This is a genomic window from Rhizobium sp. AB2/73, assembly GCF_020871915.1.
Taxonomy (GTDB): domain Bacteria; phylum Pseudomonadota; class Alphaproteobacteria; order Rhizobiales; family Rhizobiaceae; genus Rhizobium; species Rhizobium dioscoreae.
In genome coordinates this window covers 420,841-436,120 of sequence record NZ_CP067074.1, presented here as the reverse complement: position 1 = coordinate 436,120, position 15,280 = coordinate 420,841, and the positions used below count along the sequence as shown (strand labels likewise).

Sequence of the window (15,280 nt, the reverse complement as noted above, 5' to 3'; positions counted from 1 at the left end):
AAAACTGGCACCCCTCCAATGACAGAGGAACATTATGGACTGTAGCGTCATCATTCCACATCGTGACCGCCAATCGGCTCTGGGCGCAACGCTCGCCTCGCTTGAAAAACAAGTCACATCCCGTCGCTTTGAAGTCATTGTCATCGATGACGGCAGTATCGAACAACCGGACGCGATGTTGATGACGCAATTCTCGGAGCCTCATTTTGTCTTCGTCAGCCAAGAAAGACGGGGCATCAGCGCGGCAAGAAATACCGGTTGGAGACGGTCCTCCGGACGGATCATCATATTTCTCGATTGTGACCAGGTGACGAAGCCGGATTTCGTGGAAAACAGTTGCTTGCCATTTGATGAGTACCCGGACGACATCATTCAATTTGGAGAACGTAATTTCCTGACGGACTCTGCCGATGTCTCTGGAGACGCACCTTGGCACCAACCTTCTCGGCCCGACGAACGCTTCCGGGTGTTTGACCTACTTTCCTGCAATATGAGTTCGATAAGAATGGGTTGGCACCTATGTTACGGGCATAACGTTGCTGTGCGACGCGAAACGCTGATGCGTGTCGGTGGCTTTGATGAGGATTTCACCGGCTGGGGATTGGAAGATTGCGAATTTGCCTTTAGGCTCGTCTCCACTGGTTCCAAGCTCGTTTTCAATCCTGCCATTGCGGCATACCATCAACACCACGAGACACTGGACAAGCAGAGCCGCTTTGAACGCTGGTCGTCCAATCTGCTCGTATTTGAGAATAAGCATCCGTGCTTCGCCGTAAGGCTCCAGCACATTGTAAAAGATTATTTCGATCCTCGCAGTTCCTCGAAAGACTGGACGCGCTGCGTCTTGGCCATGGAATTCGCCGCTCGTACCCAAGCTTTCGGCATTCCAACCAGCAAAGAAAGCCACGTGCTCTTCAATCCATCCCTGTCTCAGGTTATCGAGGCGGGGGAGAGGTTTTCTGACTACAATATTGCCGTGATGATGCCACGCCGGGAATTCATGAAGGCCGTCACGATTCAGATCAATCCCAGCTTTCGAAACGTCCGTTTGCATGTCTATGATGACCGACAAGGTAATTGAATGCCGCAGAATATGAGGGGCAACTGCCTCTTATTTTGGACGCGCAGTCCGCAACATTCACTTCACCCGCGGAATGACGGGCGGGTTTAGGAGTAGCAAAGCGTATAGCACTGCCGCCCCACCGCCGATACCGAAGCTCGCGATAAAATTCGAAAGCCAAAGATCAGGTTTCGATGTTGATGCAATCCAGTAGACAATAGCAAAGACCACGGCAGGGACCGAACTAACGGCGATCCGGCGACGTACAAGGGGGTGAGAGCTCAGCGCTACGGAGGAAAAGCCTGCAGGCACACCGACCACACATACCGTCGCAAGCTCTGAAAGAACAAATGCTTTTCCGAGAAACGTACCAATGATCGCGAAGATACATATCGCGACTGCGACCGCCACCACGTATATTCCGATCGCCATCGCTACCGAAAATCTAAGCGGGAACTTCTTGGTCGAGTACCTGAACATCATCACCATCATCGGACCTCGTCATACCTGTAACACCACGATCTTACGGTTGTAGGACCTCAACAGTACTTGAGGTCAAGCAAAAATCCTGAATTCGATTGTGCTCGAAAGTGGGGCAGATCAATCCCGGAACCAATTCGCGAGAAATCGAGGGAACAAGTGAATACGAAACGTTTGTTGCCATGCTCTTTTAAGTCCTTGGGGCAAGGATCGACCCCAAAATCCCGCCGCTAAGCATCAGTCGAAGTTGCGCAATTTGAATTCTAGTTGAGCAATCTGCGCCCGCAGTTCCGCCTCGGTGCTGTTAATATATTGGATGTTTTTTACAAAATTAGCGGGATGAACAAGATCATAAAACGCGCCCGCGCGATCTTCGGCATGAAATCGGAAACTCACCGGACTTCCTTCCCTGGCAAACAACAAAATGTTTTGCCGGTACCACCACTCCACAGCATTGTTTGTCCAGATTTTCGGCCTTATGACGTCGTAGCACTCGTAGCCCGTCGTGCGAAACAGCTCCGCCCAATAGCTCTGCCACCGCTCGTTCAGATGGTTTGTTCCACCTTGGAACGGGATCGCCGCGCTAAAAAGCACGACATCCGACGCTCGACACAAAAGCTCCACGAAGGTTTCTGCAGACGACGGACGTAGGTGCTCAGCAACCTCTAGGGACAAACACAAATCGTATCGCATCGAAACGGCTATACTTGGGTTTTCAAGGTCCTCCGTCTGCAAATCAATCTCAGGCGAGAGAAGGTCTTCTTTTCCGATCCAGGCACCTTCAACCCCTTGCAGAATCTTTGAACCAAGAGAGCCAGCCTCGCGGAGCCACGCACCTCGACCACATCCGATATCGATCACCGACTCAGGTTTGAAGATCTCATACAAAACCGAAAGCACCACTTTCGCTGAGCGAGTCATTCCGTCACGGTGAGCTTCATAGAAACTATCAGGATAAGACACGTCCCTCTCCGAAGCTTTCATCACGAACTCCAGTTCTTGCCCTAAGGCGAAATTGTGCTGGTCCGGTGGCTCAAGGCCACACTCAGTCCCATCTAGTACCGCGCGCCTAAGAGGATAAATTTCGATGCAGCCAGCCATCTACTAGCAAAACAAAACAGCAAATTCCGATAAATATCAAGAATATACTCACGAATTTTATGAACAAAATCAGCTGAAAATAGTAAAATAAGTAAATATACGTAGACACGCCGTCGGGGAGTTGATCTCCCGCATGAAGAGCGCGATCAAATACCCTCGCGCGTCTCGATGTTATCTGCCTCAAGTTGTGGTGGACTTTTGCTTGACTCCGACGCGGTCACAGATTTGAAAAAATCTGTCCAATTAACGGAGACCATCGCTGCCCCAACAAGACATAAGACGCCGGCGACGAGTGGTATCTGGTGCAGGTCCACAACTGACATAGTGTAAGCGAATAGTGTCGCCGCAATCATGGATCCCAGAAACCCTGTTACTGTAATAAGAGAACTTCCGAGGCCGGGTCCACGCACAATCTCCTGAACGTAGCCTATGCTTACACTCATGATTGCCGAAGCCGCGATCACATGGGTGGATAGCCATAAATAGTAGAGAATTGGAGAGTTGATCACTGGAACCAGAAGCAGGTGGATCGCCTCGATGAGCGCTGCGATCGTTAACACTCTTCGGTTGGTCAGGCGCTTCAAAAGGACGGCCCATCCGAAAATCATCGGAATTTCCAAAAGTGCGATACCACCGCTAGCTAATCCGAGCATGCCCACGCTTTGTGCGTAGGTTTCCGTTATAAGAAGTGGAAAAATCAACCCATAAAGTTTGAGGCAGCCGTCCAGAAGACCTGCTGCCAATAGGGGCGCGATTGTGGTCCGAGATAGTAACCCTTTGATTGTTGTTCCGTCACCATACCGATCGCTACGGATTGGGTTTGCGGAGCCCGATATGAGAAAGAGCAAAATTCCATAACACGCTGCGGAGACGAGAGTGAGCGACACCAGTGTCGTGCCCTGCCATAAGAGGAAAGCCGTTAAAGCAGGCGCCATCGTCCATGCTAACGAAGACGACGCCCGGCCAGTTGCAAGGAGGAACGGACGTCGTTCTGCTGCGAGGTTCAATATCTGCTCGCGTAGAATTGCAAAGTTCTGTCCAGGTAGGGTCGCCGGAATTGGAAGGATCAGGATGAACGCGACAGCAAAGAAGTAGTCCGATCGAGAAAGGAAGATGAGGAGAAAGGCCGCCGCGCCCAATGCCGCACTCAATCTGAGGAAAGTCACACGATGTTGCGAATACCTATCAGTCAAAGATCCGATAGAGATTGCGACTAATACGGTGACGCCTGAATTGATAGCGAGCAGGAGCGAGTAAGTTTCAACGTTAAGCCCGAAAGTTTGAAGTGCTAAGAGCGTTTGATATGGGGCAATTGCTGCTGACGCGAATCCAGAAAGAAATATTCCGAGGATCGCCGATCTCGTGGGGTTTTTTTGACGCATGCTGGTGATCGCGGTTACCATCTGACCTCGAGCGAGGATCGCCGATCTCTGCTGAGAGGTGAGCAGACTTTGCGACCATTGGGAGCGGATACCAAATTAATCTACCCTTCGTCGAAGAACCTGTCCATGAGCCGTGATGCGCGTTTGATCAACGTGCTCTATCTAGCGAATAACGTCAGTGCTTTCTGAGAGAACGCTCTTCGCTTCGCGCCATCAACCTAGCCAAACCGTTTTGCTGTTGAACAGGATCGAACCCGCGACCCCGTCAACAAAGCTCTTATCAAATGAAAATTTGTCAATTACGGCATCGTCTTATCCTAGGGCCAACTGCTGTCTTCGTGTTTTTTAAGTACAATTAAAATTCTTCCCACTGGTCTGCTTTGAGAGCAGCGTTTCCATTAAAAGCGCTCGTGATTTTCGTTGCCGCACCACGGGCTGGCGCAACCGGGCGTACGCCCGTCTGAATCATGGCCGTCAGTCCAAATCAATGGGTCCTGTCCCTAGCTCGCGGCAAGTTGGACGCGCTCGATGAGCTCCTCCCTACGTGAACGCAGTTAAGGACTGTTTTTTCGACTGTGGTAAACGTCGTCATTTCTTGCAAGCGCGTATACATGGACGTAGTGGATCGGTACGAGACCCGCCTGGTCGCAACACGCCACCACGCATTAATCTTACGCGCTGACGGCCAATTCGACGGGCGTATACTTCAATTCGTCAACATATCCGTCCTTGATATTTCGGATCGAAGGCAAGGTCGCGACGAAGGCGTCGACGCAGGATGGATCGAACTGACTGCCAGCGCGGCTGCGGATGTGAGCGACAGCCTGCTCGACGCTCCAAGCCTCTTTATATGGTCTGACGGTCGTGAGCGCGTCGAAGTTATCCGCGACAGCAACGATACGGCCGGCAAGCGGAATTTCCTCGCCGACCAGTCTACGGGGATAGCCCTGACCGTCCCATCGCTCGTGGTGGGACCCTGCGATTTCAGCCGCAAGACGAAGAAGGCTCGACCGAGATTCATTGAGGATATCGGAGCCGATCAAGGTGTGCGTCTGCATCTCCGAGAACTCTTGTTCGGTGAGCTTGCCCTTCTTCAGGAGGACCGCGTCACGTATACCAACCTTCCCGATGTCATGCATCGGGGACGCCAGCCTTATGTTCGTGCAGGTTTCGGGCGGGAGGCCCAACCCCTGCGCGATGGCTTCGGAATATGCCGCGACACGCTTGGTATGAAGGCCGGTTTCCGAATCCTTGTAGCTGGCCGCGATCGAAAGGCGGTCGATGATTTCTTCCTCGCGCGCCCTGATTTCCTCGGTCGCCTTTTCGATCTCCTGGCGCAGCCACTCCGCCTTGTCGGCCAGTTTGTTACGGGCCTCGACCAAAGCGACGAGGTTGCGCATCCGCGCCTGGAATTCCAAGGGGTTCACGGGCTTTGTCAGAAAGTCGATCGAGCCGGCATCCAGGCACGTCATGCGGGTTGCGAGGTCATTGTCGGCCGTGACCATGACATAGGGCTTGTCGCGATATTTCTCGAAGAAATTGATCTCGCGAAGCAACTCGACACCGTTGTAACCCGGCATCTGGTAATCGACCACGGCGATGTCGAAGTCCAGTTTCGGCATCGCGGCGAGGACCTCGGCCGGGTCGGTATAGGCCAATGGCTCGCAACCCTTGATTTTCGACACCAGCTTAGACAGGAACATGAGGTTGGTACGGTTGTCATCAACAATAAGAATGCGCATTCACTGGCTCCTTATGCGGCCCGTTTTGTCCGCTGCGTTTCGATGTCAGCGGCCATGGCCGCCATTCCGGACTGGGATGCGCGCGTCTCCCTGAGAGACTGCGCGGTATGTGCGACACTATCGAAGCCGAGGTTGCCCGCCGCGCCTTTGAGCGTATGAAGCAACCGATCTATGTCGTTCGACCTTTCATGCAACACGGCTTCGGCGAGATCAGCGAGAATTTGAGACGCATCGTCGAAGAACGCGTCCAGCAATTCATTGTATGCGTCCTCGCCAAGCGCTTCGACGATCTCGGCTTGACGGTCGTTCAACGCCGCGACGGGGACAGAAACAGCATCCAACGCCACATTGGCCGCTACCGTAGCTTCCGGGCGAACCTCGAAAGCGGAAATAAGTCTGGCGAGCTGGTTCTTCGTTACGGGCTTCGATTGGAACCCGTTCATGCCTGCGGCTGCGCATAGACGGCGGTCGTCTTCAGAGGCGTTCGCCGTCATGGCGACTATCGGTATGTCGTTTCCCATGCCGCGGATCACCTTTGTTGCCTCTATTCCGTCCATGCGCGGCATCTGCATGTCCATCAGCACAAGGTCGAACCGAGACGCGGATATCATTTCGACCGCTTCGGCTCCGTCGTTGGCCACCTCGACACCCTGTCCGAGATGGCGGAGAAAGCCAGCCGCGACCTGCTGGTTTACGAGGTTGTCTTCGACAAGCAGAATGTTGAGCCTGGGTATCACGCCAGCAAAGTCAACCGGAGCTTCAGCCTGCGCCGTGGCACTCTTGTCAGCCCTGTCGACCGGGATTTCGAACCAAAAAGTGCTACCCTGTCCCTTAGCACTCCGCACGCCGATCCTGCCGCCGAGAGATTCGACGATTTCCTTGCAGATGATCAGTCCCAGCCCGGTTCCGCCGTAATTTCTGGAAATGCTCGCATCCACCTGGGAGAAAGGCTTGAACAGGCGGCCCTGCCCTTCCTCGTCGATCCCGATCCCGGTATCTGTCACCGCCAACCGCAACAATGTCCGGCCGTCGGCGGCCTCTTCGGAAAGCTTCACCGCGACCGACCCGTGTGACGTGAACTTGATGGCGTTGCTTAGCAGGTTAAGGATGACCTGACGTAGGCGGGTCTGGTCTGTCATGACGTAAATTCCGTCGGACTTGTCGGGAATGTCCGCGACGAGCCTATTGCTCTTTTCCGCAGCACGGTCGCGGAGCATCTCCACGGTATCCGACACCAGCGCGGCTACGTCGGTAGGACCGATCTTCACGTCAATCTGTCCGTTTTCCATCTTCGCGAAGTCGAGAATCTCGTTAAGGATTTCCAGGAGCGATTGTCCCGAGCGGCTGATAGTCTGGACTCCCGTGCGGACCCGGTCCGGCAATTCCGAAAGTTCGAGCAGTTCCGCCGTTCCGAGGATGGCGTTGAGCGGCGTGCGCACCTCGTGTCCCATGGTCGCCATGAACTGCGACTTTGCCCTGTTCCCCGCCTCCGCGGCAGCAAAGGACTCCTTTAGTTCCCGGGCCATGTCCTCGAATTCGAGACCTGCCGCACGGACAGATCGGAGCTGCCGTCTGAGTGAGACAACTAGAACCCCGACGCTGAGCGCGAGGACAAACGTCACCGCGCCCGTCTTGACCTGTAGTGACTGGAGAGCTTCACGCGCATCCGCACGTTCGGAGCTGACTTTGTTGTTGGTGTTGGTCAGGAGCTCCTCCGTGTTCTTCATCACCTGCTTCATGTCAGACAAAAATTCCGCCAAGACAATGAGATCCGGAGACTGCCCGGCTGCAATCGCGTCGAAGATGGGAGCCTTAGACATGACTGCGGGCTCGATCGCCGCGACGAGCTGATATAGTCCGGGCGTTTCACCTAGCCGCAAATCGAGATTGGCCTTTTTCAATAGGGCCATTCGCGAGTAGAGGATGTCGTACCTCGTCGAAAGCTTCTTGGCCGCCTCGCCCGAAACGTCCTGGCGGGCCAGCATTTCCGATCCAACCTCGTTCAGCCGGCGCGTCTCCCGGTCGAGCTGGTAGACAGACCAGAGAGCATTTTCACGGATGCCGTCCTGGAGCTCTTGGTATTTTCCGTAGACGCCGGAAAGAAGGTAGATAAGGCAGAGTAGCAGCAATACGGCGAACCCCTGGAGGAACGCAGTGCCTTTGCTGACACGCCGAATGACATCCCCGTTCTTTCCGGCTTTGTCCATGTCACTTCACCTCGATCGACTTGATCTGCCAGACCGACCGCGAGAAATATTTCTCGTTGTAGAGCGAGGTATCCTTGTCGAACGGATAGATCATGAACAGCGGTCCCTTGTCGCGAACCGACATAGTCTCGCCGTTCATTCGCGATGCCAGTATGCTGTCGAGTTTGATGGCATCGTCCATCGGCACTTCGGCGGCGTAATCATTGAGCGCGACGATTTTGATGCTCGTACCCTTGGCCCCGGCTGCTTCGAGAACGGCACGAAGAAGCGGGCCGGAAAACTCGACCTTTCCGGTTGTCCAAGGGGTTTCCATCGTTCCCTTGCGCCCGGGCAGCGCCTCGAGCATGGCAAGATCGAACTCGGCCGATTTCCCTGCGTTCGGATGGGATATTTCGCCCGACACGGTCAGAACGACCTGCCCTTTCGGCACGTCGAGCGCGAAAGCCTGACTGGCGAGCAGGGTTGCGGCAAGGACCGCCATGCGGATTGCGGAATGCATTGAGAATCCTCGCGTTCGCCGAAGCCTAAGGCGTCGGCCGTCAAAAGCGACATGCCGGGAGGGCTGGTGTCCGCGCGTCTCCAGTTAGAAGGAGACCTGTGACGAACCGTCGTCATGACGGCTTGGGCGAGACGCCCGACACCCTAAATTTAGGGCAGAGTTGTTGAACGAACGTGAATCAGTCAGTAAAAATGCAACGTGTTCCCCTCGGTGAGAGACCCAGATGGCCGGCATGGTTAAGCCGATATTGAGATTGACGCTTGGGGCTGTGATGGCCGCTCGGCGAATGCGTCAGTGGCGACACCGCCGCACGCTGGTGGACATTGTCGGGGAAAACCTACCCGAAAACGTCGATAGTAAGTTGAAATCGCCTGAATGATTAAACTTATAGGTATTCGCATTAACCTAGCCTTAATACCTTGCCCCCAGATTTGGTGCCAAGGACGCGCACCGATCTCGAGAAATGTTGAAAATGTTGAGCCAAGCCGAAATCGCTGAACTGCCTGACGATCTGGCTTCCCTACCGCGGCATCGCCGGATGAGCGACGACGCCGCGGTCGCGTTGGCAAAGCGCGCCGTTCCTTTCGATTTCGTTAGCGTCAGCGGTTTCGACCTCGGATCGTACAAGGTCGGAAACTTCAACAGCGTGACCTCAAGCTTTCCCCCGGCCTTTGTGGAGGCCTATGCCGGCGAAAAGCTCTTCCTTGACGATCCGATGGTCCTGGCGGGAAAAGACGGCGCTGGCGTTGTGACCGAAGACAGCTTGGCTGGGCACTACGAGATGCCCCAGCGTCTCGCGTACCTATTACGCACCTTCCGCATATCCCGCCGGATAGCGTTCTTCCTGCGCCGCGGCGGACACAATTACGGTTCCGTCGTCTTCGCCAGGGAGGGCGCGCCGTTCGGGGCCGACGAGGCAGAGTATCTCGGCATGATCGCGCCCCCTCTTCACGAGCGAGTGACCCGCCCGCTTGTAGACCGCTTCGGCCCACAGATTGTCGGACTGCTCGACGGTGAAGTCGAATGCATCCGCCTTGCGGGCCAGGGAATGACAAGCGAAGAGATCGCTGCAGCCTCCAGGTTCACCCGCGAGACCGTGGACAGCTACCTCAAATCGGCAACAAGAAAGCTACAGGCGCGCAATCGCGCACATGCGATCGCAATCGCCATCCGGCATCGTCTGATAGACTAAACAGTCCCAATCCCGAACATGATCAAGTGCTGTCTTTTTGGGCAATTTCCCAAAAAGAACGCATTCGCTTGGCTTGTCGCGATTTTCTTAATCCTCCGTTAGGAAGTCACCCCTATTTTCGGGGTTATCGAAAAAAGACGGCCTCCACATTCCCGGCTTTCGAGATTGACCGGCGTTCGAAAAGCGTCGGCCACCACACTTCATCATTAGCAGGACACCGGACGCTAGACCCGTCCCGGGTCTTCCATATCCGACATTGGCGACTGCCCGCTCATCCGGGCAGCGGCTGCGTCCCCACGCCCTCGCCATCGGCAACAAAGAGGAATGCATATGAAAATACCGTATTTCAGTCAGTCCGACAGCGATGCCGTGATGTCGGCCATGAACAAGTCGCAGGCGATCATCGAATTCGACCTCAACGGAACCATCCTCACCGCAAACACAAACTTCTGCGCTGCTCTGGGTTACGAACTCTCCGAGATCGTCGGCCGCCATCACCGGATGTTCGTCGATCCCGTCGAAGCGAGTTTGCCTGAATACCGTACTTTCTGGGACCGTCTCGCTCAGGGCCATTTTGACCGGAAACAGTACCGCCGCATCGCCAAGGGCGGGCGCGACGTCTGGATCGAAGCGTCGTACAATCCCGTCTTCCGCCGGGGCAAGCCATACAAGGTCGTCAAGTTCGCGACCGATATCACCGCGATCAAGCAGAAAGCCGCCGAAGACGCGGGAAAGCTTGAAGCCCTCTCCAAGGCGCAGGCGGTCATCGAGTTCACACCGAACGGCGAAATCATCACCGCCAACGAAAACTTCTTGAAGACCCTCGGCTACCAGCTGTCCGAGATCGTCGGCAAACACCATTCGATCTTTTGCGATCAGGAATACATCCGCACGCCCGACTACCGCGTCTTCTGGGACCGCCTGCGCTCCGGCGAGTTCGTGTCGCAGGAATTCATGCGGATCGGCCGCTCCGGCAACAAGGTCTACATCCAGGCCTCTTACAACCCGATCTTCGGTGTGGACGGCAAGGTCTTCAAGGTTGTCAAGTTCGCCACGGACGTTACAGGTCGGGTGGAAAACGTACAGGCCTTGGGAAACGGCCTGCAGATGCTCTCTTCAGGAAATCTCTGCGCCGACCTACCCACGGCTTTCATTCCGGCACTCGAACAGCTTCGGGTGGACTTCAACAACACTTCGGGAAAGCTCCGCGCCACCATGAAGGCTGTCCGGCAAAACGCACAGGCGATCGCCGCCGGCTCGTCTGAAATGAAGACGGCAGCCGACGACCTTGCGAAAAGGACCGAACAGCAGGCGGCCTCGGTCGAAGAGACGGCGGCCGCCCTCGAGGAGATCACCCAGACGGTCTCCGACTCCAGCCGGCGTGCCGATGAAGCGGGACGCCTCGTCGTTTCCGCCCGCACCAATGCCGAAGAATCTGGCCGAGTGGTGGCCCGCGCGATCGATGCGATGGGAGCGATCGAGAAATCGTCGAAAGAGATCGCCAATATCATCGGCGTCATCGACGACATCGCCTTCCAGACCAACCTGCTGGCGCTGAACGCAGGCGTCGAGGCAGCGCGCGCCGGGGAGGCTGGTAAGGGCTTCGCGGTCGTCGCCCAAGAGGTCCGAGAGCTTGCGCAACGGTCTGCCGGGGCGGCAAAGGAAATCAAGGCCCTGATCGGCCTCTCGGGCGAGGAGGTGAAAGCGGGCGTCTCGCTGGTAGACGAGACGGGCCAGTCGCTCTCCCGGATCGTATCACAGGTGAAGGACATCGACGTCAACGTCGCGGCCATCGTGGAAGGTGCGCGGGAACAAGCCGTGGGTCTGCGCGAGATCAACATATCGGTCAACACGATCGACCAAGGGACGCAGCAGAACGCGGCCATGGTGGAGGAGTCGAACGCTGCCAGTCATGGACTCTCCAGCGAGGCAGACGCGCTGTTCAACCTTGTAAGCCAATTCAAGGTCGACGAAGGCGGGGCTCTCGATGTCGCGGTGCCAACGACCTACGCCAGACCAGAAGCCGCGCCGACGCCCGTTCATGCGCTTCGTCGCAGAGTGAGCCAGCAGATCAGGGGCGGGAACGCGCTTGCCCAGGCATGGGAGGACTTCTGATGTTGGCAAGCTCATTCAGACAGGCCGCGGCGAGTGACATGGACATCATCGCCTTCAGTCTTCGGGGTCAGGAATTTTGCGTCGAGACGACGAAGGTTCGCGAAATCAGGGGGTGGGTTGCCTGCACCCCCGTACCCCACGCTCCCGAGGACGTACTCGGGGTCATCAACCTCAGGGGTGAGGTCGTTCCGATCATAGACCTCGCCGGACGCCTGGGCATGGGGATGACGCAGGGAACCGAGCGTTCGGCGATCGTGGTGGCGGAAGTCGGCAACGAGGTCTTTGGCCTCCTCGTAGATAGCGTTTCCGATATCCTCACCGTCGACAGTGCTTCGGTGCAGCCCGTTCCGGAAGTGGTCGCCACGGTGGAACTGCAGTTCGCGGCTGGAATGCTGACTTTGGAACAGGGAATGATCTGTCTTCTGAACCTTTCCAGGCTTCTGGGAGCGACGAAGGGCCAGACCAACGGGCCGGGCAAAGATGTCGTCCTCTGTCTCCCCGCGCGTCATTGACCTCGTCACGGCGCTCATGGAGGAAGGATGCGAGATGTGGAGCGTTGGCCGTGGCTACTGCATCGGCGAGCCGACCTGCGAACCACACGCGACAAACGTCAAACGCATCCTCGACTGTTTCGGTCCGAGGGACCACCTTCCCCAAGAGATATTCGCATATCTCGCCCAGTTCGGCCGGTCTGATTTAAGCGGGAGGAGCTACCTTATCTTCACGAGCCGTCCTATCACTTTCGAAACTTCAGTTTTCCGCCGGTGCGGGGGTACCCGTAATCGTCAACCGCATAAACGCAGCGTCTCCGTTAGCCGTCCGAGCGGACAGGCACTCCAGCCTCGCAAACTGGAAGGCCGCTACCAAGTCGCGTCCGCAACGGTATAGTCGGCGGCAATGCGGAACTCGCATTAAGCGAGATCAAGCCACATCTCAACAAGGGTTCGATAAGAACTTGGCCCAGGTGTTTCGACGCTCGCGACTAAATCAAGCAATTAATCGTCGTCTGATTGCCTCCGCGATCGCCTGGGTTCTATTCGAGGCTCCGAGCTTCTTGATCGCAGACTTGATGTAGCTGTTGACTGTGTCGACCTGATACCCTGTGGCCTTCGCGATCCCGTCGCTCGTCAAGCCGACGCTCGCCTGAGACAGACACGCCATCTCGCCCTTAGAGAGGCGCAGGTGTTCGGCCGCGAACTTTTCCATCAGCGGCTTCGTGACGACGGTATGGATTGTGTCGGCGACCAGCGAGAGGAAAGTCAGTTCATCGTCATTGAATGGCGTGGCCTTGGTAACGCCAACTGCTCCATAAACAACGCTTTCGCGCGCGACTGGGAACAGCGTCCTGTTGAGTACGCCGAATGTGCGTTGAAGGTACAGCAAGCGCTGTGGCGGCGAGTGCTCGGCATAGACCTCGTGTTCGACAACTACCGTTTTTGCCGCTTTGGCGGCCGCGACAAAAGGGTCCTCGGCGTATAGGCGGTCGGCGTGATAAGCTTCCACGTAACCAGGAGGAAGGTCCGTATCGATCGAAAAGCCGTTTCCAAAGCGGTAGTGGTCAACGTCAAGACCGGAGATGAAGATGTAGTCGAACGGGACGGCACGGCGTAGTCTTTCGATAATGTCGTTCTTCCCGAAATAGCGGTGATTGGGAACAGAACGCAGGTCGACATAGTCGTCGAGGGCGTTCGGAGACAGAACCGACTGTGTGCTGACGCTCATGGTGCTCGCTTCAAGTTGAGGAATTTGCCCCAGTTATCGGGCGAGAAGGTTAAGCGAACCTTACCTATCTTAACGTCAGGCGACGTCCTTCCCTGCTAGGTAAGCGAGGTCGAACGCAACCAGCGATGTCTCTGCGCCGCGCGACTTCAGCTTTTAGCGCATGGGATGCACCGCCTTCCGCGTCGCCACCAGAGCCGTGCCGCGCCGTAGCCGAGCGTAACCGCGAGAGCGAGGAGCTGGCCGAGCAGGATCTGAGGCGAGACGAGATGAGTGAGCAGCAACGGGAGGGTGTCGCATTTCACCTCCTCCGCTACCGGATCAAAGCTCATCAGGGGCGGGAGCAGCGGCACGAGATAGACGGCGAGCGAGATGAGCAACGCGTTGTGACGGCGCGCAAACAGTTTTTAGCCCCTTGAATGGATCTGAACCATCGACCCGTAGTTCGAACGACGTGAGGGCCATGGTTTGGGGCAATTGACCACCATTCCACGAGCTGTCCCCGTCAGGGCTCACGGCGCTCAACCTCTGCCCTATGCCTGTCCGGCCGGAAAACCGCGGCGGCGAAGGCAGCCATGGTCAAGGCACCGGCAATGAGGAAGGTCAGGCGCATCCCGGATGCTATAGCCGACGCCGGCGCCTGGGTGACATCCGTCGTGCCGGCACCAAGGGCGAAGAAAAGGCCCATGGCCGAAGCACCGCCAATCAGCCCGATATTACGCGACAAGCCCAAGAGCCCGGACACGGTCCCGCGGCGGTCCTTGGCCACATCCGCTAGGGCTGCCGTATTGTTGGCCGCCTGGAACAGTTGATAACCCGGTGTAAGGACGAGAATCGACAGCACATAACCGGCCACCCCGATCACGCCCGGCACGATGGCCAGCATAAGCGCTCCAACACCCAGCAGGGCCAGGCCGATTGCAAGCACGCAGTGGCTGCCCCAGGCATCCACGAGCCGGCCGGATGGCACGCCGCTGACGATCGAAATCACCGGGCCGATCGCCATCGCCGCGCCGACCTCAGAAACGGTCAATCCCAGCCCGAGGCCGAGATAGAAGGGTCCCACAACCAGCGTCGTCATCATGATGGCAGCGACCAGCATATTCATAAGGAGATTGCCGGCCAGACTCCGGTCCATCACCGACCAGAGGCTCGGCGCCTTGCTATCGGCTAAGTGCGCGTCACGCGGCAGAAACGAGACTGCCAGGATCAACGCCAAGGCTGCCAACGGCAGCTGCACCCAGAATATCGCCCGCCAGCCTGACAGCGGGATCAGCAGCCCGCCGAGAGAGGGGCCAAGGGCAGTGCCGATGGCCGAGACGGTGCCGAGCAGGCCCATGGCCCGCCCTATCTGCATCTCGCCTGTGGTCTGGCGCATCAATGCCATGGCCAGCGTCATCAGAAATGCCGCGCCGGCGCCCTGAAACGTCCTTGCCGCGATCAGCACCGACAGGGTCGGCGCGGCGGCGCAGAGCCCGGTGGCCAAAGTAAACAGCACCAGGCCCAGCACGAGCATGGCCTTAATTCCGAAGCGATCCGCAAGACGGCCGGCGGCGGCGACGCAGACCGTCAGGCTGGCGAGATAGGCCACCGTGACGGCCTGCACCTGTGGAAGCGGTGCGGCAAAGGACCTGGCGAGATCCGGCAGGGCGATGTTGGCAATGCTAGTGCCGAGCGAGGCCAGGCCAGTGGCCAACGAGAGGGCGATCGTGATGCCGGCTCGACCAGTCAGCGGTCGGGGTGAATCGATGGTGTCCAATGTCGTTTCCTCTTGTCGAATGAT

At 56.8% G+C, this 15,280-nt stretch carries 12 protein-coding genes; 4 read left to right on the top strand and 8 right to left on the bottom strand.

Annotated features, from left to right (window positions below):
• Positions 1-34: 34 nt before the first annotated feature.
• A complete protein-coding gene (locus tag I8E17_RS33050) occupies positions 35-1,081 on the top strand; it encodes a glycosyltransferase (protein WP_209159722.1) in 1,047 nt (348 codons plus the stop codon).
• A gap of 57 nt (positions 1,082-1,138) precedes the next feature.
• Here I8E17_RS33050 and I8E17_RS33045 read toward each other — a convergent pair whose 3' ends face one another.
• The 6 genes from I8E17_RS33045 to I8E17_RS33020 form a co-directional block, all read right to left on the bottom strand.
• Positions 1,139-1,552 carry a hypothetical protein gene (locus I8E17_RS33045; RefSeq protein WP_121593417.1) on the bottom strand — a complete coding sequence of 138 codons (414 nt, stop codon included), beginning with the start codon at positions 1,550-1,552 and terminating at the stop codon, positions 1,139-1,141.
• Between the two features lie 225 nt (positions 1,553-1,777).
• Positions 1,778-2,524: a class I SAM-dependent methyltransferase gene (locus I8E17_RS33040; protein ID WP_162993111.1), complete on the bottom strand. Its 747-nt coding sequence runs from the start codon at positions 2,522-2,524 to the stop codon at positions 1,778-1,780.
• A gap of 263 nt (positions 2,525-2,787) precedes the next feature.
• Positions 2,788-4,044, bottom strand: coding sequence for a hypothetical protein (locus tag I8E17_RS33035; protein ID WP_209159720.1), 1,257 nt, complete (start codon positions 4,042-4,044; stop codon positions 2,788-2,790).
• Positions 4,045-4,694: 650 nt separating this feature from the next.
• Entirely contained in the window at positions 4,695-5,765 is a 1,071-nt protein-coding gene (locus I8E17_RS33030; RefSeq protein WP_209159719.1) for an HD domain-containing phosphohydrolase, read from the bottom strand.
• Between the two features lie 11 nt (positions 5,766-5,776).
• Positions 5,777-7,972 (bottom strand): ATP-binding protein, encoded by a 2,196-nt coding sequence (locus I8E17_RS33025; protein ID WP_209159717.1) that lies wholly within the window; start codon positions 7,970-7,972, stop codon positions 5,777-5,779.
• A 1-nt stretch (position 7,973) separates the two neighbouring features.
• Positions 7,974-8,471, bottom strand: coding sequence for a molybdopterin-dependent oxidoreductase (locus I8E17_RS33020; RefSeq protein WP_209159715.1), 498 nt, complete (start codon positions 8,469-8,471; stop codon positions 7,974-7,976).
• Between the two features lie 472 nt (positions 8,472-8,943).
• Here I8E17_RS33020 and I8E17_RS33015 point away from each other — a divergent pair, with 472 nt between their 5' ends.
• The 3 genes from I8E17_RS33015 to I8E17_RS33005 all read left to right on the top strand — a co-directional run bounded on the left by I8E17_RS33015 (position 8,944) and on the right by I8E17_RS33005 (position 12,290).
• Entirely contained in the window at positions 8,944-9,663 is a 720-nt protein-coding gene (locus I8E17_RS33015) for a LuxR C-terminal-related transcriptional regulator (protein WP_209159713.1), read from the top strand.
• Positions 9,664-9,993: 330 nt separating this feature from the next.
• Entirely contained in the window at positions 9,994-11,778 is a 1,785-nt protein-coding gene (locus I8E17_RS33010) for a PAS domain-containing methyl-accepting chemotaxis protein (RefSeq protein WP_209159712.1), read from the top strand.
• Positions 11,778-12,290, top strand: coding sequence for a chemotaxis protein CheW (locus tag I8E17_RS33005; protein WP_209159710.1), 513 nt, complete (start codon positions 11,778-11,780; stop codon positions 12,288-12,290). Before I8E17_RS33010 ends, I8E17_RS33005 begins: the two co-directional genes overlap by 1 nt.
• Positions 12,291-12,765: 475 nt before the next feature.
• Here the strand turns inward: I8E17_RS33005 and I8E17_RS33000 are convergent, their stop codons facing one another.
• Positions 12,766-13,500, bottom strand: a complete 735-nt coding sequence (locus I8E17_RS33000; protein WP_209159708.1) for a LuxR family transcriptional regulator — start codon at positions 13,498-13,500, stop codon at positions 12,766-12,768.
• Between the two features lie 502 nt (positions 13,501-14,002).
• The gene (locus I8E17_RS32995) at positions 14,003-15,247 is read right to left on the bottom strand and encodes an MFS transporter (protein ID WP_219256787.1); all 1,245 of its coding nucleotides are present in this window, start codon (positions 15,245-15,247) and stop codon (positions 14,003-14,005) included.
• Positions 15,248-15,280: the final 33 nt, after the last annotated feature.